The organism is Streptomyces viridochromogenes, from assembly GCF_001270495.1.
GTDB lineage: Bacteria > Actinomycetota > Actinomycetes > Streptomycetales > Streptomycetaceae > Streptomyces > Streptomyces viridochromogenes_A.
Map to the genome: position 1 here is coordinate 265950 of NZ_LGUR01000196.1, position 20187 is coordinate 286136.

At 71.5% G+C, this 20187-nt stretch carries 19 protein-coding genes; 3 read left to right on the forward strand and 16 right to left on the reverse strand.

Features of this window, described 5'->3' with window-relative positions:
• Positions 1 to 24: 24 nt before the first annotated feature.
• From ADK36_RS21025 to ADK36_RS21055, 7 genes are all read right to left on the reverse strand, one after another.
• A complete protein-coding gene (locus tag ADK36_RS21025; protein WP_048579194.1) occupies positions 25 to 552 on the reverse strand; it encodes a hypothetical protein in 528 nt (175 codons plus the stop codon).
• Positions 553 to 741: 189 nt separating this feature from the next.
• Positions 742 to 1464, reverse strand: a complete 723-nt coding sequence (locus ADK36_RS21030) for a metallophosphoesterase family protein (RefSeq protein WP_048579195.1) — start codon at positions 1462 to 1464, stop codon at positions 742 to 744.
• On the reverse strand, positions 1461 to 1748 hold the full coding sequence (locus ADK36_RS21035) for a BON domain-containing protein (RefSeq protein ID WP_048579196.1): 288 nt from the start codon (positions 1746 to 1748) through the stop codon (positions 1461 to 1463). The genes ADK36_RS21030 and ADK36_RS21035 overlap by 4 nt, the downstream gene beginning before the upstream one ends.
• The gene (locus ADK36_RS21040) at positions 1745 to 2440 is read right to left on the reverse strand and encodes a nucleotidyltransferase family protein (protein ID WP_048579197.1); all 696 of its coding nucleotides are present in this window, start codon (positions 2438 to 2440) and stop codon (positions 1745 to 1747) included. The genes ADK36_RS21035 and ADK36_RS21040 overlap by 4 nt, the downstream gene beginning before the upstream one ends.
• A gap of 218 nt (positions 2441 to 2658) precedes the next feature.
• A complete protein-coding gene (locus tag ADK36_RS21045; RefSeq protein ID WP_048579198.1) occupies positions 2659 to 3765 on the reverse strand; it encodes an NAD(P)/FAD-dependent oxidoreductase in 1107 nt (368 codons plus the stop codon).
• 222 nt (positions 3766 to 3987) lie between these two features.
• The gene (gene katG, locus ADK36_RS21050) at positions 3988 to 6201 is read right to left on the reverse strand and encodes a catalase/peroxidase HPI (RefSeq protein WP_053198585.1); all 2214 of its coding nucleotides are present in this window, start codon (positions 6199 to 6201) and stop codon (positions 3988 to 3990) included.
• Between the two features lie 24 nt (positions 6202 to 6225).
• Complete coding sequence (locus ADK36_RS21055) at positions 6226 to 6675, reverse strand: Fur family transcriptional regulator (protein WP_048579200.1); 450 nt, start codon at positions 6673 to 6675, stop codon at positions 6226 to 6228.
• 210 nt (positions 6676 to 6885) lie between these two features.
• On the opposite strand from ADK36_RS21055, the gene ADK36_RS21060 reads away from it, so the two are divergent.
• A complete protein-coding gene (locus ADK36_RS21060; protein WP_053198587.1) occupies positions 6886 to 8259 on the forward strand; it encodes an alpha-lytic protease prodomain-containing protein in 1374 nt (457 codons plus the stop codon).
• A 98-nt stretch (positions 8260 to 8357) separates the two neighbouring features.
• Here the strand turns inward: ADK36_RS21060 and ADK36_RS21065 are convergent, their stop codons facing one another.
• Genes ADK36_RS21065 through ADK36_RS21085 form a run of 5 tightly spaced genes read right to left on the reverse strand, consistent with a single transcriptional unit; the run spans position 8358 to position 12209 of the window.
• Complete coding sequence (locus tag ADK36_RS21065; protein ID WP_053198589.1) at positions 8358 to 9437, reverse strand: serine hydrolase domain-containing protein; 1080 nt, start codon at positions 9435 to 9437, stop codon at positions 8358 to 8360.
• The gene (locus ADK36_RS21070; protein ID WP_053198592.1) at positions 9434 to 10354 is read right to left on the reverse strand and encodes a DUF6895 family protein; all 921 of its coding nucleotides are present in this window, start codon (positions 10352 to 10354) and stop codon (positions 9434 to 9436) included. The genes ADK36_RS21065 and ADK36_RS21070 overlap by 4 nt, the downstream gene beginning before the upstream one ends.
• Positions 10351 to 11295 carry a DUF6895 family protein gene (locus tag ADK36_RS21075; protein WP_048579204.1) on the reverse strand — a complete coding sequence of 315 codons (945 nt, stop codon included), beginning with the start codon at positions 11293 to 11295 and terminating at the stop codon, positions 10351 to 10353. The genes ADK36_RS21070 and ADK36_RS21075 overlap by 4 nt, the downstream gene beginning before the upstream one ends.
• Entirely contained in the window at positions 11292 to 12002 is a 711-nt protein-coding gene (locus tag ADK36_RS21080) for a hypothetical protein (protein ID WP_048579205.1), read from the reverse strand. The genes ADK36_RS21075 and ADK36_RS21080 overlap by 4 nt, the downstream gene beginning before the upstream one ends.
• A 21-nt stretch (positions 12003 to 12023) precedes the next feature.
• Positions 12024 to 12209, reverse strand: a complete 186-nt coding sequence (locus tag ADK36_RS21085) for a hypothetical protein (protein WP_048579206.1) — start codon at positions 12207 to 12209, stop codon at positions 12024 to 12026.
• Positions 12210 to 12488: 279 nt separating this feature from the next.
• Here ADK36_RS21085 and ADK36_RS21090 point away from each other — a divergent pair, with 279 nt between their 5' ends.
• Together ADK36_RS21090 and ADK36_RS21095 are read left to right on the forward strand one after the other, a co-directional pair.
• Positions 12489 to 12956, forward strand: a complete 468-nt coding sequence (locus ADK36_RS21090; RefSeq protein ID WP_048579207.1) for an RrF2 family transcriptional regulator — start codon at positions 12489 to 12491, stop codon at positions 12954 to 12956.
• On the forward strand, positions 12953 to 13447 hold the full coding sequence (locus tag ADK36_RS21095) for a patatin-like phospholipase family protein (protein ID WP_234329818.1): 495 nt from the start codon (positions 12953 to 12955) through the stop codon (positions 13445 to 13447). Before ADK36_RS21090 ends, ADK36_RS21095 begins: the two co-directional genes overlap by 4 nt.
• A gap of 726 nt (positions 13448 to 14173) precedes the next feature.
• On the opposite strand, the gene ADK36_RS21100 is transcribed toward ADK36_RS21095, so the two are convergent.
• From ADK36_RS21100 to ADK36_RS48020, 4 genes are all read right to left on the reverse strand, one after another.
• Positions 14174 to 15085 carry a UTP--glucose-1-phosphate uridylyltransferase gene (locus ADK36_RS21100; protein WP_048579208.1) on the reverse strand — a complete coding sequence of 304 codons (912 nt, stop codon included), beginning with the start codon at positions 15083 to 15085 and terminating at the stop codon, positions 14174 to 14176.
• 386 nt (positions 15086 to 15471) lie between these two features.
• On the reverse strand, positions 15472 to 17247 hold the full coding sequence (locus tag ADK36_RS21105; RefSeq protein ID WP_053198594.1) for an ABC transporter permease subunit: 1776 nt from the start codon (positions 17245 to 17247) through the stop codon (positions 15472 to 15474).
• A 6-nt stretch (positions 17248 to 17253) separates the two neighbouring features.
• The gene (locus tag ADK36_RS21110) at positions 17254 to 18750 is read right to left on the reverse strand and encodes an ABC transporter substrate-binding protein (protein WP_425315469.1); all 1497 of its coding nucleotides are present in this window, start codon (positions 18748 to 18750) and stop codon (positions 17254 to 17256) included.
• Between the two features lie 265 nt (positions 18751 to 19015).
• Positions 19016 to 20187, reverse strand: a 1172-nt coding sequence (locus tag ADK36_RS48020; RefSeq protein ID WP_159391177.1) for an SDR family oxidoreductase, incomplete at its 5' end; no start/stop codon positions are given.

Consider the following 20187-nt stretch of genomic DNA (forward strand, 5'->3'; position numbering starts at 1 on the left):
GTGCCGGGCGCACGGTGCCGGGGCTCAGGCGATGAGTGCCCGGCCCGGGTCGAGGCGCTCGTGGAGGGCGGGGCGGTGCAGGGCGGCCACCGGGGCGAGGAGGTCCGGGTGGCGCAGAAGGGCCGCTGCCTGGCGGTCCCGGGCGTCGGGGGACACCAGCCGGCGGAACTCGACCGGCGGACCGGCCCCGTGGCCGCCCTCGGCGACCGCCCCGACCGCCAGCCGGGCCAGCTCGTCGTCGGTGAGCAGACAGGCCGCCCAGCTCGCCACGACCTCGTCCACCCAGGTACGCCAGGCGACGTCGTCCGTCTCGTCGGGCGCGGTCGTGTCCGCTCCGGTGATCCAGTCCAGTGCGGCCGAGCCGCCGGGGCCGGCCATCCCGACCAGTGCGGCGTCGGTCGGTGTCGGGTAGCGCAGCCACGCCGCGACCGTGACGGCCTGCCGCGCCTGCACCTCCCCCAGGGCCGCGGCGAGCGCGCCACCGCACGCGGGGTAGGAGCGGATCAGCCACTGGGTGGTCGCCGCGATCAGCGGGGAGAGGTCTGCGAGCACTGACGGGCCGTCCGAGGTACTGGCGGGAACGGGAATCAAGGTGAATCCCTCAAACGGTAGCCCGCCGCCCCGGGCGCCCGACATGCCTTCGGCCTCGTGAACCGCGTGGTCTCGCCCACACTCCGCCCACACCCCGCCCACACCTTGCCCGTGCCGGGACGGCAGGGGGACGGCACCGGGACGGCGCCTTCAGCCCGCCAGGTGGTAGACGTGAAAGGCCCGGCCGATCACCGGCTGGGCGACGTTGCGGACCTTCACGCCCCCGCTGGTCATGCCGTGCTCCGTGCCGAGGTGCGCGTGTCCGTGCACCGCGAGGTCGGCGCCCGCCGTGTCGATCGCCTCGGCCAGCAGATAGCTGCCGAGGAAGGGGTAGATCTCGGGAGGTTCTCCGGCCAGGGTGTCCGGCACCGGGGAGAAGTGGGTGAGGGCGACGCGTACGTCGCAGTCCTGCTCCCGGAGTTCCTCCAGGGAGGCCCGCAGGGTGTCGGCGCGGTGACGCGAGTACCGGACGAACTCCTTCATGACCGGCTCGCCGAACTCGCCGGCGCAGCGGCCCACGAATCCGCCGCCGAAGCCCTTCGTACCGGCCACGCCGATGCGCGCACGCCCGTTGTCCACGACGGTGGCCTGTCCTTCCAGGACCCGCGCGCCCGCGTCCTGGAGCACGGCCGTGACCTCCTCCGCGCAGTCGGCATGGTGGTCGTGGTTGCCCAGGACCGCGACCACGGGGACCGCGAGGTCCTTGATCTCCCGTGCGACGACCTGGGCCTCCTCGGGGGTGCCGTGCCGGGTGAGGTCTCCGGCGAGCAGCAGGACGTCGGCGCTCTCGTGCAGGGTCTCGAACGAGGGACGGAGCACGCCCTGGCTCTCGGGGCCCATGTGGATGTCCCCGACGGCCGCGATCCGGATCATTCGACCTCCTCGGCATGGTCGGGCGTGGCGTTGTCCGCGACCACGATGTCGCAGTGGACCGGGTGTCCGAGCAGCTCCGCGCGGGCGGTGCGCAGGATGTCGTCGCGGCACTGGGCGGACGGGACGGTGCCGGTCAGCAGGATCGCCTCGCCGCGGATCTCGATGCGCACCCCCAGCTCGCCGAGGGGCCCGGCGGCCAGGTGGTCGGTGAGGTGGGCCACGACGTAGTCCAGGTTCGGCGTGCTCCCCGTGCCCGGGGCGGGCTGGGTGCCGGGGCCGCTCATCGGTGCTCCTCCCGTGGGGCGATCACGTTCAGGCGTTCCAGGAGGAAGAAGAACGCGGCGGGCATGGGCTCGTCCCCGCACGAGCCGCGTACGTCCTCCCAGTCGACCTTCTCGCGCAGGGCACGGGCCGCGTCGAGTACCGGCCCGAAGTCGCAGTAGTGCTCCGAGAACGCCAGGATCAGCCCGCGCATGAGATCGGTCGGCGCCAGCACCGGCATGAGCACCGAGTCGACCGGGATCTCCTGCGCCCGGGCCAGGACGTCCTTGGTGACCGGGCGGTGGGCCATCTCGAAGAGGAGGTCGACCTCCTGGCCGAAGCATGTCGTCTTCAGCAGCCAGTCCTCCGGCGGCGTACGGACCGTGAGGCCCGCTTCGGTCAGCGTGTCCGCCACCGCCTCGGCGTCGGAGCGGAGCACGCAGAAGTCGGCGTCGTGCTGGAGGTGCCCGCTCCCGCCGTGGGCGTACACGGCCACGCTTCCGGCCAGGGCGAACGTGTGCCCCTTACGTTTCAGAAGCGCGCCGACCTGCTTGGCCGCCTCGAGGATCGCCTGACTGCGGTCCCCGGGCAGTTCCTGGCTGTTCAGCGGGCGCGGTTCCCGCGAGGTCGGCTCGACCGGGCTGTCCCCGACCGGGCGCAGCTCGGGGAATGCAGGTCGCCCGGCGGGCGTCGCGCTCTCCCGGTTCTGCGTCATCACGACTCCGTTCGCCGCACGGAGATCCGGTGCGAGCCCGGGGCGGGCTCGGCAGAGGCACCGAGTACCCGGTGCTCCGGTTTCGACTCCGCTGCGGTTCGGCGCGCCCCGAAGGGGCGCGGGGCCGTATCGATGTGCGGCTCCGCCGCGTGGGCGCGACAAGCCACGACGGCGCTGCGGACGAACGACGACGTGTCGCGCTCCACCCGGCGGAGCGCCTAGGCCGAGGTGTAGCCGAGCTGGCGCCTCATGTACGGCGTCATGAGGGTCTTGGCCTTGGTCAGGGTGGTGGTACGGCCGCCGAGGACCGCCGTCTCGCCGCCGGGCACCGGCAGCATCGTCACCCCGTCGGCGGCGCCGAACGGGACGATGAGCGGGGTGCGGTGGATCGGCCGGTAGAAGCGGGGCTCCTTGCGATGCCTGCCGGCGCTGTTCAGGTAGGCGCGGATGTTGTGGGCGGCCAGGTCGGCCTGGGCGAGCGCGGCCGGGGTGATCTTGACCTCGGTGGCGTCGTTGACGTCGCCGACCGCGAACACGTCCAGCCATCCCTCGACCCGCAGCGCCTGGTCGACCTTCACGTGTCCCGTCCTGTTCAGCCAGTCCCCGTGCCCGGCCAGCCGCAGCCAGAGCGTGTTGGGCGTGGTGCCGGTCGCCCAGAAGGAGTGGTCGGCCTCGATGATGTTGCCGTGGGCGTCGCGATAGGTGCCGAAGTCGTTGCCGGGGGACATGAAGGCGTCCAGCCACACGTCCACGCCATGCGACTCCAGCCAGGTCCGCGCCTTGCGCCCGGCCCGCGCGCTGCCCGTGGCGTGCAGCAGTTCGGGCCCGGAGTGGGCGAGCGTGACCCGGGCCTGCGGCCGGGCGAGGCGGATCTCGGCGCTGAGCTCGACGCCGGAGGGGCCGCCGCCGACGACCAGGACGTGCTCGGCGGCGGCGATCTGCTGCTGGTGCCCGGCGAAGGACTTGGCCGCCTCTTCGACGGTGGTGCCGACGAAGCGGGCCGGTTCGGGGTAGTCGGCGCCGGTGGCGATCACCAGGACGTCGTACGGGAGCCGCTCCCCCGTCGCGAGCATCACCTGCCGCTCGGTGGTGTCGATGCGGACGGCCTTGCCGACGGCCACCCGGCCGTTGGTCAGCAGTCGGTCGTACGGGATGAACGGGGTGTGCGACCACTCCGGACGTACGCCGGCGCGCAGGGCGGCGATGCGGTGGAAGAAGACCTCCTTGCGGTCCACCAGCGTGACCCGTGCCGTCGCGTCCAGTCGCTTCGCCAGACGAACGCCGGCGTAGCCGCCGCCGATCACCACTACATCGCCGTCAAACACGCCGGGTCTCCTGTGCTGGTGGGGGAAGGAGGGGCGAGTGGCGCGACGGGTGGGCCGCCGTTGGCCGCTCCCCTGTCGACGACCTTATCGATTGAAACTTAAAGAATTGATGGCGGTCGGTGTGCGTTCTGTGAAAGGTGAGCCCTGTGAGACACCGGTATGCAGACAAAGACGTCCAGGCCGACCCGTGCGGGCCGGCCTGGACGTCTCACTGGGGGCGGATCAGACGAGGTCGAACCGGTCCAGGTCCATGACCTTGGCCCACGCCGCGACGAAGTCGTTCACGAACTTCGCCTTGGCGTCGTCGCTCGCGTAGACCTCCGCGAGGGCGCGCAGCTCGGAGTTGGAGCCGAAGACCAGGTCGGCACGGGTGCCGGTCCACTTGACCTCGCCCGAGGCGTCACGGCCCTCGAACGTGGTCTGGTCCGCGGACGTGGACTTCCAGGTCGTATCCAGGTCGAGCAGGTTGACGAAGAAGTCGTTGGTCAGCTTGCCCGGGGTGTCGGTGAAGACACCGTGCGACGAGCCGCCCTGGTTGGCGCCGAGGACGCGCAGGCCGCCGACGAGGACGGTCAGCTCGGGGGCGCTCAGGGTGAGCAGGTTGGCGCGGTCGAGCAGCAGGTACTCGGCCGGCAGACGGTTGCCCTTGCCGAGGTAGTTGCGGAAGCCGTCCGAGGTCGGCTCCAGCGCGGCGAAGGACTCCGGGTCGGTGTGCTCCTCGGTCGCGTCCACACGGCCCGTCGTGACGGGAACCGTCACGTCGAACCCGGCGTCCTTGGCGGCCTTCTCGACCGCGGCGGCACCGCCGAGGACGATCAGGTCGGCCAGGGAGACCTTCTTGGCACCGGAGTTGAACTCCGACTGGACGCCCTCCAGGACACGCAGGACCTGGGCGAGCTCGTCGGGGTCGTTGACCTCCCAGCCACGCTGCGGCTCCAGGCGGATACGGGCGCCGTTGGCACCGCCGCGCTTGTCGCTGCCGCGGAACGTCGAGGCCGACGCCCACGCGGTGGAGACCAGCTGCGAGACCGTGAGGCCCGAGGCGAGGAGCTTGGCCTTGAGCGCCGTCACGTCGGCGGCGTCGATGGCCTCGCCCTCGGCCTGCGGCAGCGGGTCCTGCCACAGCAGCGTCTCCGCCGGGACCTCCGGGCCGAGGTACAGGGACTTCGGGCCCAGGTCACGGTGGGTCAGCTTGTACCAGGCGCGGGCGAAGGCGTCCGCGAACTGGTCCGGGTTCTCGTGGAAGCGCTTCGAGATCTCACCGTAGATCGGGTCGAAGCGCAGCGAGAGGTCGGTGGTGAGCATCGTCGGACGGCGCTTCTTCGACGAGTCGTGCGCGTCCGGGATGATCTCCTCGGAGTCCTTGGCCACCCACTGGTTGGCGCCGGCGGGGCTCTGGGTGAGCTCCCACTCGTAGCCGAAGAGGATGTCGAAGAAGTCGTTGCTCCACTGGGTGGGCTTGGTGGTCCAGGTCACCTCGAGGCCGGAGGTGATGGCGTCGCCGCCCTTGCCGGTGCCGTAGGTGGACTTCCAGCCCAGGCCCTGCTCCTCCATGGAGGCGGCCTCGGGGTCGTTGCCGACCGCGTCGGCCGGGCCTGCGCCGTGGGTCTTGCCGAAGGTGTGACCACCGGCGATGAGGGCGACGGTCTCCTCGTCGTTCATCGCCATGCGGCGGAACGTCTCGCGGATGTCGCGCGCCGCGGCCAGCGGGTCCGGGTTGCCGTTCGGGCCCTCCGGGTTGACGTAGATGAGGCCCATCTGGACGGCGCCGAGCGGGTTCTCCAGCTCACGGTCGCCGGTGTAGCGCTGGTCGTCGAGCCAGGTGGTCTCGGGACCCCAGTACACGTCCTCGTCGGCCTCCCAGACGTCGGCGCGACCGCCGCCGAAGCCGAAGGTCTCGAAGCCCATCGACTCCAGCGCGACATTGCCCGTGAGGATCATGAGGTCGGCCCAGGAGATGGACTGGCCGTACTTCTTCTTCACCGGCCACAGCAGACGGCGGGCCTTGTCCAGGTTGCCGTTGTCCGGCCAGCTGTTCAGCGGCGCGAAGCGCTGCTGACCGCGGCCGCCACCGCCGCGGCCGTCACTGATGCGGTAGGTGCCGGCGCTGTGCCAGGCCATCCGGACCATCAGCGGGCCGTAGTTGCCGAAGTCGGCCGGCCACCAGTCCTGCGAGGTGGTCAGCACCTCGGCGATGTCCCGTTTGACGGCCGCCAGGTCGAGGGCCTGGAACGCCTCGGCGTAGTCGAAGTCCTCGCCGAGCGGGTTGGCGACGACCGGGTCCTTGGCGAGGATCTTCAGGTTGAGCCGCTCCGGCCACCACTGACGGTTGCCACCGCCCTGCGTCGGATGGGGGGCGCGACCGTGCGCGACGGGGCAGCCACCGGTGCCCTCGGTCTTCGCGTCAGTGACGATCGCATCGGGGTTCTCAGCCATGGGAAACCTTCCGAACTAGGTGGATCACAGTGCTCGGGGTGCACTGTTGGCGGTGGAACAGTCGGGGCACAGGCCCCAGTAGATGACCTCGGCCTCGTCGATCGCGAAGCCGTGGTCGTCGGAGGCGGTCAGGCAGGGCGCCTCGCCGACCTCGCAGTCGACGTCGGCGACGACACCGCAGGACCGGCACACGACGTGGTGGTGGTTGTCGCCGATACGCCCCTCGAACCTGGCCGGACTGCCGGCCGGTTCGATACGGCGTATGAGTCCCGCCGCCGTGAGTGCGTGGAGGCCCTCGTACACGGCTTGCAGGGAGACATGACCTACGCGATCACGCACCCCCGAGGCGATGGCCTCGACACCGAGGTGGTCACCGGCCCGGACGGCCTCCAGCAGCGCGACACGCGCGGCCGTCACCCGCAGGCCGGCACCGCGGAGCTCCTCGGCGGGGGTCGGAGTCTGGGATGCGGTCATGGCGACAACCTACCTCGCTAAACACGAATGATTCAAGAAAACGAACGATGAAACTTTGGTGCACCCCACGGGCCACTCCGCCCACTGGCGCACATGACGTCCTCAGCACCTCCCAAAGCGCGAAAAATCATCTTTTCTGACATTGAGTCATGCCTTTTTGTCAAGGCCTGGATTGGTCGCAATCCCCTGTACTCGATGGAGGTACATCGCATGCTCGGCAGACATACGGCGGCTGGCCGCCGCACCGCCCTGACCGTCTTCGGCGCCCTGGTCCTCAGCGGCGTCACCTCGGCCGCGGCGGCCGGGCCGCCCCCCGCGCCGGTGCCCGCGTCCATCGCCGCGCAGACGCTCGGTGCCGACCGGCCGTCCGCGGCGGTGTTGCGGGCACTGGAGCGTGACCTCAAGTTGAAGCCGGGGCAGGCGGCCGACCGGCTGGTCAACGAGGCCGAGGCGGGCGTCCGTGCCGGTCGGCTCCGCAACTCCCTGGGCGAGCGCTTCGCGGGGGCCTGGCTGCGGGGGACGACCTCCGCCGAGCTCACCGTCGCGACCACGCGCGCCGCCGACGTGGCCGCCATCAAGGCCCAGGGCGCGAAGGCGGCGGTCGTCAAGCGTCCGTTGTCCGAGCTCCGGGCCGTCAAGGAGAAGCTGGACAGCACCGCCAGCCGCGTCAAGACGCGCGACACACCGGTCTGGTACGTCGACGTACCGACGAACCGCGTCGTGGTCCAGGCGACGAAGCAGTCGGCGGCCGACGCCTTCATCAAGGCGGCCGGCGTCCAGGACGAAGGCGTCGGCGTCCGCGTGTCGGCGCAACGGCCGCGGCTGCTGGCGGACCTCGTCGGCGGTGAGGCCTACTACATCGAGGGCACCGCCCGCTGCTCCATCGGGTTCTCCGTGACCAAGGGCGAGCAGCAGGGCTTCGCCTCGGCGGGCCACTGCGGCAACGAGGGCGACTCGACCACCGGCTCCAACATGGCGACACAGGGCACGTTCGAGGCCTCCACGTTCCCCGGCAAGGACATGTCCTGGGTCGGCGTCAACAGCGACTGGACCGCCACGGCCGACGTGGCGGGCGAGGACGGCGAGCGCACGCAGGTCACCGGCTCGGTGCAGGCACTCGTCGGGGCGTCGATCTGCCGCTCCGGCTCCACCACCGGATGGCACTGCGGCACCATCGAGCAGCACGACACGAGTGTCAGCTACTCCCAGGGCACCGTCGACGGCGTGACCGAGACGACGGTGTGCGCCGAGCCGGGTGACTCCGGCGGCCCGTACCTCTCGGGGTCCCAGGCACAGGGTGTGACCTCGGGCGGCTCGGGTGACTGCACGGACGGCGGGACCACCTTCTACCAGCCGATCAACCCGATCCTCAGCGACTTCGGCCTGGTCCTGAAGACCGCGGCCGCCCAGAAGGGCGCTCCCGCTCCGCAGGACAACGGAACCCTCACCTGGTCCGCGGGCCGCGTCTACGAGGCCGGCACCACGGTGACCCACGCGGGGGTGCGATACCAGTGCCTCCAGACCCACCAGGCGCAGGGCAGGTGGTCGCCGGTGGCCACTCCGGCCCTGTGGCAGAAGGTGTGAGGGGTGGGGTCGTAGAGGTCGTACGGCCAGCGGTGCGGGGCACTGTCCCCGCACCGTCCGCCCCCCTCTCCCCCGCCCGCCGCTCCTACGCCGCCCCGCTACCCATCCGCCAGCAGCGCGTACGCGGTGGCGACGAAAGGGTCGTGGGCGCGGAAGCGGCGGGTGCAGAGCGCGACCAGGGCCGTCCCCGTGTCGGGACGGAAGCCCAGGAATGCCTGCTGGCCGAGGGTCGCGCCGCTGTGGAAGTACATCGGGCCGCCGTCCGTGGGGTGCCGGAACCACGCCATCGTGTGCACGTGCCGGTGCCCGAGGCCGCGCCGGAGGACCGGCGTGCGCACCGCCCGCAGCGCGTCGGCCCACGGGGCGCCGGCCGGGTCGAGGTGGGCTTCGAGGAACGTGAGCAGGTCGTGCGGTGTGGCGCGGACGGCACCGGCCGCCTCGAAGCCGCCGGCGTCGAAGGCGAGGGTGGGCGTGCGCCCGTCCTTGCCGTGCCCGACGGCGTCGGTCTTGGGGTCCTCCGCGCGCAGGGCCGTGCCGCTCAGACCGAGCGGACGCAGCACCTGGGCGGCGAGGAGTTCCTCCCAGGGCGTGCCGGCCGCCGTCGCGAGTGCGTGGCCGAGTACGGCGACGCCGAAGTTGGAGTAGTGCCACCGGGTGCCGGGCCGGTGCCGGGGGCGGTATCGCAGGAAGGCGTCGGTCACCCGCTCGGCCGGGTAGCGGCCGTAGGGGTTGGTACGCCAGGCGGGGAGCGCCCGTACATAGAAGTCGGCCGGCAGGGCGGGCAGTCCGGCGGTGTGGGTGATGAGGTGGGCGAGCGTCACCGGGTCCGGGTCGGTCCGTCGGCCCGGTTCGAGGCAGGCGGCGGCCGGCTCGCCCCCGGTCAGCAGACCGCGCTGGATGAGCCGGGCCAGCAGCAGTCCGGTGAACGTCTTCGTGGCCGAACCGATCTCGTAGCGCAGGTCCTGTCGGGCCACGGGCGGGGGCGGGGCGGTACCGCCGCAGTGCAGTGTGCGGCGGCCGTGCCGGGAGACCGCGAAGACGGCGTCGGGTGCGTCGACGGCGTCGACGGCGCTCTCCAGGCGCTCCCTCAGGGTGTCGTCACCGCCGGGAGGGCCGCCCGCCCGGGCCTGCTCCGCGTCGTCGGCGATGCCCGGCCAGGGCAGGGGCCGGCCGCTCATGAGGCGGCGTGGGTCAGTTCGGACAGGGCGCGGGAGGTCGCCAGCACGGAGGCGAAAGCGGCCACCAGCGTCGGGTGGTAGATCATGTCGAACAGCTCGTCCGGTTCGCCCTCCGGCATGGTGCGTACGGCGGGCATGGCGCCGTCGGCCTGCTGTGCGGCGGCGAAGCCCTGCCAGGCCCGCTCGTCCAGGGTGGGACGGGGCAGGCAGGCGTCGACGACGAGGAGTTCGCCGAGCAGGTCCCAGCGCTCGAGGTCCAGCCAGTCGTCGATCCAGACCGGCAGCCAGGTGGCGAGGTAGTCGGCGATGTCCGGCGGCAGGCCGTCGGGGTGCTCTCCCCAGTCGGTGAGGTGGAACACCGTGTGGGTGACGTCGTAGGCGATGTGCCCGCTGACCGTCCAGGGCTCGGGCGTGCGGCCCAGCCAGGTGGAGCCGACGATGTCCGTCTCGGGCATCCGGGGCGTGAGGCCGAACCGGCGCTGGAACGCGGACAGCCCCAGGCGCCGGGTCGGGTCCAGTTCCAGGGCCGCCCAGCTGTCCAGCCGGTGGTAGAGGACGGTGGCGCGCTCCACCTCGGGCTCGCTGTACCCCAGTTCCTTGTACGGGAGGTACACCTCGAACGGGATCGGTGAGAGCGGTTCGATGCGCTGGCCGCGGACCAGCATGCGCCCGCCGTCCAGGGTGTGCCGCCAGGTGTGGTCGAGGAGCTTGCGCGCCAGTTCGGCCTGCCGCGATCCGGCCACGCCCTCACGGAACAGCACCCGGCAGATCAGGGCCAGTTCACCGACCGGTTTGAAGCGCTCCAGGAAGCCCACTTCCGGGTCGACGTCGGGCTCCAGACGGAAACCGTCGCGATGGGCCCACAGCCACTCCAGGGCGCGCGCGCCGACGGTGTGCATCAGACGGGTGTCGGTCATCCGGGCACTCCTTCGGCCTCGCGGCTCAGGCAGGTGACGGTCTGTGCCGCCGCGAAGGCGGCCATGAGTGTGGAGTGGTAGCAGTGCAGGAAGCCCGGCTCCGTGTCCGTTCCGGCGTCGCCCTGCGGGGCAGCCTGCTGCGGAAGGGCGCCGGAGTCGTGCTGCGCCCGTGCGATCCGGGTCCAGGCGTCCCGCAGGGTCTCGGGATCGGGCGGGTCCGGAAGGCTCGCGGCCACGACCAGCAGTTCGCAGCTCAGGTCCCACATCCCCGCGTCCAGGCAGGTGTCGAGCCAGGGCGGCAGCCAGTGCGCCAGATAGGCGGCCAGGTCGGCGGGGACGCCCTCGGGGGTGCGGCCCCAGTCGGTGATGTGGAAGACGACGTGGGTGAGCGCGTACCCCGAGGAGCGCTCGAAGGTCCACGGTTCCGGCAGTCCGCCCAGCCAGGTACGCCGCAGCGTCGGCCCGTCCTGCTCCGGCCGGTGGATGCCGCTTCGCCGCTCGGCCTTCAGCACGCCCAGCCGGCGGGTCGGGTCCTGCTCGGTGAGCCGCCAGCCCCGGGTGCGGGCCGTCGTCGCGGCGGCGGCCTCGTACCCCGGATGTCGCAGTCCGGCCGAGGCGAAGACGGAGTAGACCTCCAGGGGGTACGTCGCGAAGGGCTCCAACCGCTGGAGGCGGAGGAACAGTTCGCCCCGGCCCGTCTGCTGCCAGGCGTACCGCAACAGGTCCGCGGCACACGCGTGCAGCGGGTCCCACGGTGGGCTGTGCGCGCGCACGCTGGCACACGTCTGGGCCAGTTCCCCGAGGGGTTTCCAGGTGGCGTCCACCTGGCCGTCCGCGGTGAGCGCGTCCTCGCCGAGCGCGAAGTCGTCGCGGTGCGCGGACAGCCAGGCGAACGCGGCGACTCCGACGTCCCGGATCCCGCCGACGTCCAGGGCCGTCATACGAGTGCTCCGGCGGCCCGCATGACCCGTGCCGCCTGTACCTGGAGGGCCACCCGGGGGTCGTTGCCGCCCATCAGTTCCACGAAGTCCAGCCCCGCTTCGAGGCCGAGTTCGTCCGGTACCCCCTCCGTCAGGGTCAGCCAGCGTCCCGCTCCGGCTGCCTGCTGCCAGTCCCTGCGACGCACCGCCCGCACGAAGCCCCGGGCCACGTCGACCGGCCGGCGCCGGGCCGCGCGGGCGACCGCGCAGTCGTCGCCGGGCACCGCGAGCGGGGCCAGGACCGCGAGTTGGTGCGTCAGGACCTGCCATGTCGCCGCGTCGAGCCAGGCGGCGTCGGGTTCGGCGTCCTCGTCGCCGGCGAGAGGCCCGGACGAAGACGCGTCGAACCGCGACAGAGTGCGCCTCATGGCCCAGTGGCTCCACCTCACGGTGGGTGCCGCGTCGGCACGCGGCGGAAAGGCTTCCACCGTGTTCCGGAACACGGCAAGTGCTTCTGGGGCGGGCGGAGTCGGGAAGAGAACGTGCGGCAGCAGAAGGTCTGCTCCCAGCACGCGTACGGCCGCGAGGGCGAAGTGTCCCTCAGGGTCGTCCGCCGCGCCTGTGCCGGACATGCGCACGTGGTCTCCACCCCGAAGGGCGGAGACCACGTCGGACGCAATGTCCTGCACCGCGCCCTGCAAGAGGGTCGAAGTGCCTGACTGCTCCATTCACCGCTCCAGTCGGTCCGCTCAGCCCTTCTTGGGGCGAGGGGTCGGCGGGGACAGCAGCAGCTTGGTGTCTGCGGAGAGCAGCGCCAGGGCGGCGCACTCCCGGCTGTCACGGTAGACGCCGTCCGGTTCGGTCGGGTCGAGTGCCGCCTCCAGGTCGCTCCGGACGCCGGTGATCTGTTCGATCGCCTTGTCAATGGAAGGCATATCACCATCTCCTCTGCGGTCAGCCATAGCCTCCACAACCCAGATCACCACACCGCCACAAAGCACGCATCTTTTCCCACAAGGCCACACACGTCACTTCTTCAACATCCCGGGCGCCGTACCGACGGCGCGAACAGCGGCCGGTGCACCGGGCGGTGCGGCGGCAGGACCCACCGGGCATCACGAACTCCCGTACCCCGGCGGCGAGTTGTGCCCGGCCGACGTGAACGGTGCGCGCGCGTTACCGCGCCTCGATCCTGGACAGGTAATGTCCGTAATATGCGAATGTCTAAAGGCGTCGAGTGGGCGCTGCACACGCTGCTAAACCTGGACATGATCGGCGGCGGCCCGGTGGGCAGTGCGCAGCTGGCCGAGGCCCACGGCCTCTCCGCGTCCTACCTCAACAAGCAGTTGCAGCAACTCGCCCGCGCCGAGCTCGTGGTCTCGGTGCCCGGGCCACGCGGCGGCTTTCGTCTGGCCCGGCCCCTGGAGGCCATCACCCTGCTGGACGTGGTGGAGGCCATCGAAGGGGACGCGCGGCTCTTCCACTGCACGGAGATCCGCTGCTGCGGCAGGATCGGCGAGCTGTCACCGCCGCCGACGGGCGCGTGTGCCGTGAACACGGCGATGCGCCGGGCGGAAGAAGCGTGGCACCAGGCGCTGGCCGCCCAGAATCTCGCCGAGATCAGGGCGGAGTTGGACGGGACCCCGATCGTGCGACGGGTCGTACGTTCCGCGTTGCGGTGAGACCCAGTTCACACACGCTCTTCTGTCAAGGCGCCGGCGGAGTCCTCGGAGCGGCGCATGTCGGTGTCGGATACGCGCTGGAGCAGCGCGGATTCGTGCCGGACGTGATCATCGGAACCTCGGTGGGTGCCCTCAACGGCGCCATCGCGGCCGCCCACCCCGAGCGGGCCGCGCCGTGGCTGGACCACGTGTGGACCCAGTTGCGTCGCCGTGAGGTGTATCCGCTCGGCTATCTCTCCTCACGAGCCAGTGTCTTCACCGATCGTGGCCTGCGCCGACTGATCGCCCGCGCGGAACTGCCGTCGCGGATAGAGGAGTTGGCGGTCCCGTTCACCGCGTTCACCGCGGTCGCCATGGACCTGGACACCGGCGCCCCGGCGCTGCTCGACCACGGGGATCTCGAGTACGCGCTGCTGGCCAGCGCGCGGCCGTTCCCGGGATGCTGCCCCCGGTGGACCGTGCCGGCCGAACGCTCGTGGACGGCGGGGTGATCGCGTATGTGCCGGTCCGGGCGGCCCTCCAGGCCGGTGCCGCGAGCGTGGTGGTGGTGTCGAGCGGGCCGGAGAGCTCGCCGCTCCGCCCCGTCGGGCCGCGCCGTCGGGCCGGTGCGCTCGCCGGCCGGCCGGTGTGGGCGTGGCTGCGCCGCCACATCGAGCTGCCGTTGTTCCTGCACGACGTCATGCAGATCTTCGTCGCCGCCGACCACCGCTACCGCCCGCTCTGCAACTGGACCGTCGGCTCCCAGATCGCCACACAGCTGGAGCTGGCCGGCTACCGGCCCGACAGCGGTGTCCCCGTGGTGCCGCTCAGCTACAGCGGTGGCGCGCAGGTCGCCACGGGAGCGGTCGAGGAGCTGCACACCCGGTTGCGCTGCCCGGTCATGGTGATCACTCTGGGCGGGTTCCACAACGGCGCCAACGACCTCACCCACGCCGAGCGGGTGCATCAACTCACCAGCGCCCACGACCGGATCGAACGGGTGGGCAGCCGGCTCTTCCCGCAGCGCCGGCGGCTGTTCCGCCGTAGCGGATGGAACCGTGCCCGCCGCGCCGGCAAGGTCACCGTCCATCGGCTCGACCCGGCCACCCACCTCGGTCCGCGCAGCTACATCAGCGCGGAGGAACACCTGCCCGACGGCCGCAGCCACCTCGACCGAAACCGTGATCGCACTCGTCCGTGCCCGGCACGGCGCGCCCGCGGCCACGGACGCCCCGGCGTCATGAGGTCGCGGCCCGGTCCTCGTCCAGGCCGGCGACCAGGCCCCGCAGGAGGGGGCCGTACTCCGGGTGGGCGAGGGCGAACGCCATCTGGGCGACCAGGTAGTCGGCCGGGTTGCCGGTGTCGTACCAGCGGCCCTTGATGACCTGCCCGTACACCGCGCGGGTGGCGGCGTAGGCGTTGATGGCGTCGGTCAGATAGACCTCGCCGGTCCGGTGCTCGTACCAGCGGCGGGTCTGCTCGCGCAGTTCGTCGATGATGCCGGGGGTGACGACATAGCCGCCGATGGCCGCGTACGACGACGGGGCGGCGGCGGGCTCGGGCTTCTCGACCAGACCGGTGATGCGCAGCTGGCCGTCGCCGAGGTCCTCCTTGACGATGGGCACGCCGTAGCGCTGGGACTCGGTGGGGTCCATCGGCAGGAGGGCCAGCACCGGGCAGCCGGTCTGCTCGTACGCGCGGATCAGCTGCTGGGCGCGGGGGACCTCGGCGACGAAGACGTCGTCGGGCCACAGCACCAGCACCGGTTCGTCGCCGAAGGAACGGGCGGCGTTCAGGACGGGGGTGCCGTTGCCGTACGGGCCGTGCTGGTCGAGGTAGGTGATGTGGCCCTCGCGGGCGAGTTCCGCGACCTCCTCCACCGCGTCCGCGTAGGCCGTCTTGCCGTCGGCCCGGAGCTGTTCGACGAGGGCGGGGTTGGGGCGGAAGTGGTCCTGGATGAGGCTCTTGCCGCCGGAGACGACGATGGTGATGTCGGTGATCCCGGAGTCCACCAGCTCGCGCACGGTGTGCTCGATGACCGGCTTGTCGCCGACCGGCAGCATCTCCTTCGGCGTCGCCTTCGTCAGCGGCAGCAGCCGGGAGCCGAGACCGGCTGCGGGGATCACGGCCCTGCGAATCGTCGGGGACATCACTTCTCTCTCGGTCGAACGGCACACCGCACGGACGGGCACGGCACAGACCTGACGCTACCAACGCCCGCCACTGCCTTCAGCAGGTCGGTGCGCGGGACGTGGAGCACGCGGGCCGTCCCGGCGGCGCGCTGCCGGTGCCGGTGCCGGTGCCGGTGCCGCTTGCAGCCTGGTCGTCAAGGACAGGGGGACGATCCATGCGCGCCGAGGACGACGCGGGCTCCCTCGACGAGGCGGCCGAGCAGTTCATGGCGGCGCGCCCCCAGCTCTTCCTCGCGGTCCGCAAGCGCCCCAAGGAGGACGCGCATACGGCGCTCGCCGCCGGAGAGATCAACGCGGCCCTGGCCACCGTGGATCCCACCACAGCCGCCAGCCCACTGGGACCGTCAGGACGTCCGGACGGACGCCGACCTGCGCACGGCCACGACGTCCGTGCCGGATACGGCGAGAACGGAGAGCAGGACGAGTGCGCACGCCGGGCCGAGTACGGTCCAGGGCGCCAGTTCCACGTACGGCTGGTTCTCCGACAGCAGGCGGCCCCATTCCGCGGTGGGCGGCTGCTCGCCCAGGCCGAGGAAGCCGAGAGATGCCAGTACGAGGACTGTGGTGGGCAGGCGCAGGAGGGCGTTGCGCAGGACGGGGGGCAGTACGGCGGGCAGCAGGTGGTGGCGGAGGAGATAGCCGGGGCCGGCGCCGAAGGAGAGGGACGCGAGCATGTGGCCGCTTGCCCGTTCCTGTTCGAGCAGCGCCGCGGCCTGGGCGGCGTAGGGGGTCCAGCCGACCAGGCAGACCGCGAGGGCGGCACCCCAGGCCGACGGGCCGGTCACCGCGGTGGTCAGCAGTCCGGCGAGGACCGCCGGCATCGTCGCCACCACTTCCGTGAGCCCCGCGCCGACCTGTGCCGCCATGCCGAGCACCAGCCCGGCGAGCGTGCACACCGCGGTCACCACGAGGGCCACGCCCACCGTGCGCAGCGCCCCGTGGCCCAGCCGGGCCAGCAGATCGCGGCCGAGCGCGTCCGTGCCCAACGGGTGTGCGGCGGAGGGCGGGAGCAGTCGGGCCGCCGTGTCCACATGGAGCGGATCGCGGAGTAGTCCGCCGGTGACCAGAGCCAGCAGGGCGAGGGCACAGGCCACGGCGGCCCAGCGGGTGAAGCGCCCTCGGGAAGGGGCCGGTGCGTGCAGGGCGGGCAGGGCCCCGTCCCGCAGGGCCGGACCGAGCAGCGCGCGACGCAGGGCCCGGATGAGGAGGCCGGACACGACGCCGAGCAGTACGAGGGCCAGGGTCGCGGTTTGCAGGGGTGGCAGATCCTGGGCGATGGCGGCGTCCAGGGCGAGGCGGCCGAGCCCGGGGATGTTGAAGATCTTCTCCACCGCGACGGCACCACCGACCAGGGCCACCACGGTTGGCAGGAGTTGCGGGAGCACCCCGGCCAGCGCGCGCCGCAGCGCATGCCGGGCGACGCGGCCGGGTGCGAAGCCGTAGGCGTACCAGGTCCGGGCCCACGGCTCGTTGAAGGCGGCCGGCAGCGCCTGGTCGAGCAGACCGCCGATCATCGCCCCGGAGGGGACACCGAGGGCGAGCGCGGGCAGCACCATCGACGCCGGTCCCGCCCACCCGCTGGAGGGGAACCAGCCCAGCCACACGCCGCAGACGGTGGCAAGGAGCGAGGCGAGCAGGAACTTGGGCAGCGCGGCGAGGACGGCGACCCCGATGGCCCCACTCCCCCGGTGCAACCGCCGCCGGGAGCCGAGGTACAGGGTGCGGGCGCTGACGAGTGCGGCGACCGCGATCGTGACCACGAGTGCCCCGAGCATCAGCGTGAAGGAGACCGCGAAGGCACCCGTCACCTGGGGCAGCACCGCCTCGCCCGACACCCAGGAAGTGCCCGCGTCACCCCGCGGCAGGCCGCCCAGCCAGTGCGCGAGATGCGTGAACGACCCCTCGTCCAGCCCCAGTTGCTCCCGAACGGCAGCCAGCTGCCCCGGAGTCGGGTCCTGGTCGGCGGAGCGGGCCCGCAGGACGGTCAGCGCTGGGTCGTTGCCGGACAGCCAGGGCAGCATGGCCACGGCCGTCAGCAGCGCGGTGCCGGCGGCGAGGCGACCGAGGCCCACACGCCACCGGGACGAGCCGGCCTCGGTTCCGACCGACGTGACGCTCATCAGCTGCTACTTCAAGTGGGTGTCGACGTCGATCAGGGAGCGCTCGCGAGGATCGAGGAGCACGCCCTCGACATCGGCGGAAATGCCCTGGACGACCTTCTCGTGGATCAGCGGCACGACGGCATCGGTGCGCAGGATCTCGGCCTCGGCCGCCATGATCTTCTGCCGGCGCTTCGTCGTGTCGCCTTCCTCGGCCGCGGCCTTGATGGCCTCGTCCACCTTGGCGTCCTTCAGACGCGCGATGTTGTACACACCGTCACTCGTGTAGTCGCTCGCCAGGTACGCGACCGCGTCGCCGGTGTCGAGCAGCGTCACCCGGGAGAAGACAAGCGCGTCGTACTTGCCGGCGAGGAGGTCGGCCTCCATCCGCGTGTACTCGCGTACGTCCTGCTTGACGGTGAACCCGGCCTTCTCCAGCTGCTGTTGTAGGACGGTGGCGGCCTCGGGCAGTTCGGTGCGGTTGGTGTAGGTGGCCAGGCGCAGGGTCTTGCCCTTCGTGCCGGCCTCGACCTGTGCGGTGGTTGCAGCCTGAGCGCGGCCGGTGACCTCGACGCGCTTGTCGGTCACCCAGGACACGGCCGGCCCGAACAGGCCCTGCGCGGGGTCGGCGTACCCGCCGAAGACCGAGTCGACGAGCGCGGAGCCGTCCACGGCCTCACGGGCCGCCGCGCGCAGCGCCGGGTCGGTGAACAGACCGCTGCCGGTGTTGAGGACGAGGCTGTCGGTCCGTACGGACGGCACTTCGTGACGGGTTTTCGCGTCCAGCAGCTTCGCCTGCGCCGTTGGGATCCACTCGGCGATGTCGACGTCGCCGCCGCGCAGGGCGTTGGCGCGGGCAGTGCCGTCGGCTATCCACGTCACGTCGATGCCGGACGCCTTTGCCTTGCCGCCCCAGTAGCCGTCGTACCGGTCGAGCGCGGCCTTGGACTTGTCGGTCAGCTTCGTGATCTTGAAGGGGCCCGTTCCGGTGCCGACCGGGCTGACGGTGCCGTCCTTCGCGTACGCCTTGTCGGAGAGGATGGCCAGCGCCGGGCTGGCCAGCCGCAGCGGGAGCACCGGGTCGACGGCCTTGGTGTCGATGGTGACGGTGTCGGCGTCGTCGGCCTTCGCGGTGAGGGTGACGTCGCTGAGGACGCGGGGCTTGGGCTTCGCGGCGTCAGCGTGGCCGAGGGCGTTGACCACGGACTCGGCGGTGACCGGCGTGCCGTTCTGGAAGGTGGCCTTGCGCAGCTCGAAGGTCCAGGTGGTGTCGCTCGTCTGCCTCCAGGACTTCGCCAGCGCGGGCGCCGCGGCACCGTTCTTGTCAAGGGAGGTGAGTCCTTCGGCCACGGAGAGCTTGCTCAGCACGGTGGCGTCGTTGCTGTACGGCGACAGCGCCTGCACCGGCGGCACGGCGAGCGCTACCCTCAGCCGACCGGCCGACCCGCCTTCCGCATCCGAACCGGATCCTTCCGCGCCGGCCACGAAACAGCCGGCCAGCAGCGGGGTGAGAGCAAGCGTCAAGAGGAGACCGCGGGAGGTACGCACGGGGGTCCTGTCATGCGAGGGAGGGTGGTCTGAGCCCCTGCGCGCCGGAGAGGGCAATGGGGCCCGGTCAGCATATAAGGCAAGCCTTACTTGATCTACCCCGGTGGCTGAATTTTCAACCACTGAGACAGCCGCGGAGTTACGAGGTCACGTCATCCGCGGCCGGATCGCTCCACCATGGGCCGGCTTGCGCACTGCGGTGCGCGCCTTCTCGTCCCTCGGCCTCTCCCGGACGAGCTGGTCAGGCATGTGGACGAGCACGCCAGGTCCGGGCACCCGGAACGGCGCGACATCGACACAGGTCTCGCCATGCTGCGCGCCGCCCTGGTCGGCCCCAACCGGCCCCCGGACGAAACCCGTCCGGCCGTCCTCGGCGCCCTGTTGCCGGCCCGCCCACGTTGACGCGGATGCTTCGGGGCGCCCATTCGATGGCTGCGCCGCGCGCGAGCGCGATGAGGCCGCCCTTGGCGGCGGAATACAGGGTCTGGTTCGGCATGCCCACCATGCCGAGGCGAGAGCTGACGCACACCATCGACGCTCCCGGCTCGGGAGCCAACGGCATCAGGTGCTTCAGGACCAGGAACGCGCTCAGCAGGTTGCTGTGGAGCAGATCGCGTGCGTCGTCGGCAGTCGTCTCCGCGAGCGGGCCCGACTTCTGAAGTCCGTGGCAGAGGACGACCACTCCCACGTCTCCGAGGTGATCCGCCGCTCTGGCGGCGAGCTCGGAGGCGAAGGCCTCGTCGTTGAGGTCGCCCGCGAGGTGAAGATCGTCCGGATGGCTCTCGCGCAGCTCGGGTCGCCGTCCGGTGAGCAGGAGGTTGGCGCCCTCGCGGCGGAAGTGGGAACCGGCCTGCACCGGCGGCAGGTTGATCTCGCCCAGGCCCGCACGCGGCCCGGACGACAGCAACCGCAGGTCGTTGCAGCTCTTGGACAGCTTCACGCGGCGATCCGCTTGAGCACGCCGGACATCTGGACGAACGCCCCAGTCCTGGGTCGCCTCGACCAGGTTGGCGGCCGTGACCAACTGCAGCCCGGTGATCTCGGACAGGTGACGGCGGACCGACTCCGCGTATCCGGCGGGAGCGTTGAGCCCGGTACCGTTGGCCGTGGCACCCAGGTTGATCTCATGGATCAACTCCACCGCTTCCGCGAGTCGGCTGCGGTCCTCCTCGATCATCACCGCGTATGCGGAGAACTCCTGCCCGAGCGTCATCGGCACCGCGTCCTGCAACTGCGTACGGCCCATCTTGAGCACATCACGGAACTCGACGGCCTTACGGGCGAACGCGTCCTGCAACACGGACATCGCCCTGAGCAGCCCGCGCACCGCGAACACCGTCGCGACCTTCACGGCGGTCGGGTACACGTCGTTCGTCGACTGCCCGAGGTTCACGTCCTCGTTCGGGTGCAGAT

Excerpts from the sequence above, each read along its gene's own strand:
- ADK36_RS21030 (WP_048579195.1), bottom strand. The coding sequence starts at position 1,464 with ATGATCCGGATCGCGGCCGTCGGGGACATCCACATGGGCCCCGAGAGC.
- ADK36_RS21035 (WP_048579196.1), bottom strand. The coding sequence starts at position 1,748 with ATGAGCGGCCCCGGCACCCAGCCCGCCCCGGGCACGGGGAGCACGCCG.
- ADK36_RS21040 (WP_048579197.1), bottom strand. The coding sequence starts at position 2,440 with ATGACGCAGAACCGGGAGAGCGCGACGCCCGCCGGGCGACCTGCATTC.
- katG (WP_053198585.1), bottom strand. The coding sequence starts at position 6,201 with ATGGCTGAGAACCCCGATGCGATCGTCACTGACGCGAAGACCGAGGGC.
- ADK36_RS21055 (WP_048579200.1), bottom strand. The coding sequence starts at position 6,675 with ATGACCGCATCCCAGACTCCGACCCCCGCCGAGGAGCTCCGCGGTGCC.
- ADK36_RS21060 (WP_053198587.1), top strand. The coding sequence starts at position 6,886 with ATGCTCGGCAGACATACGGCGGCTGGCCGCCGCACCGCCCTGACCGTC.
- ADK36_RS21065 (WP_053198589.1), bottom strand. The coding sequence starts at position 9,437 with ATGAGCGGCCGGCCCCTGCCCTGGCCGGGCATCGCCGACGACGCGGAG.
- ADK36_RS21070 (WP_053198592.1), bottom strand. The coding sequence starts at position 10,354 with ATGACCGACACCCGTCTGATGCACACCGTCGGCGCGCGCGCCCTGGAG.
- ADK36_RS21075 (WP_048579204.1), bottom strand. The coding sequence starts at position 11,295 with ATGACGGCCCTGGACGTCGGCGGGATCCGGGACGTCGGAGTCGCCGCG.
- ADK36_RS21080 (WP_048579205.1), bottom strand. The coding sequence starts at position 12,002 with ATGGAGCAGTCAGGCACTTCGACCCTCTTGCAGGGCGCGGTGCAGGAC.
- ADK36_RS21085 (WP_048579206.1), bottom strand. The coding sequence starts at position 12,209 with ATGCCTTCCATTGACAAGGCGATCGAACAGATCACCGGCGTCCGGAGC.
- ADK36_RS21090 (WP_048579207.1), top strand. The coding sequence starts at position 12,489 with ATGCGAATGTCTAAAGGCGTCGAGTGGGCGCTGCACACGCTGCTAAAC.
- ADK36_RS21100 (WP_048579208.1), bottom strand. The coding sequence starts at position 15,085 with ATGTCCCCGACGATTCGCAGGGCCGTGATCCCCGCAGCCGGTCTCGGC.
- ADK36_RS21105 (WP_053198594.1), bottom strand. The coding sequence starts at position 17,247 with ATGAGCGTCACGTCGGTCGGAACCGAGGCCGGCTCGTCCCGGTGGCGT.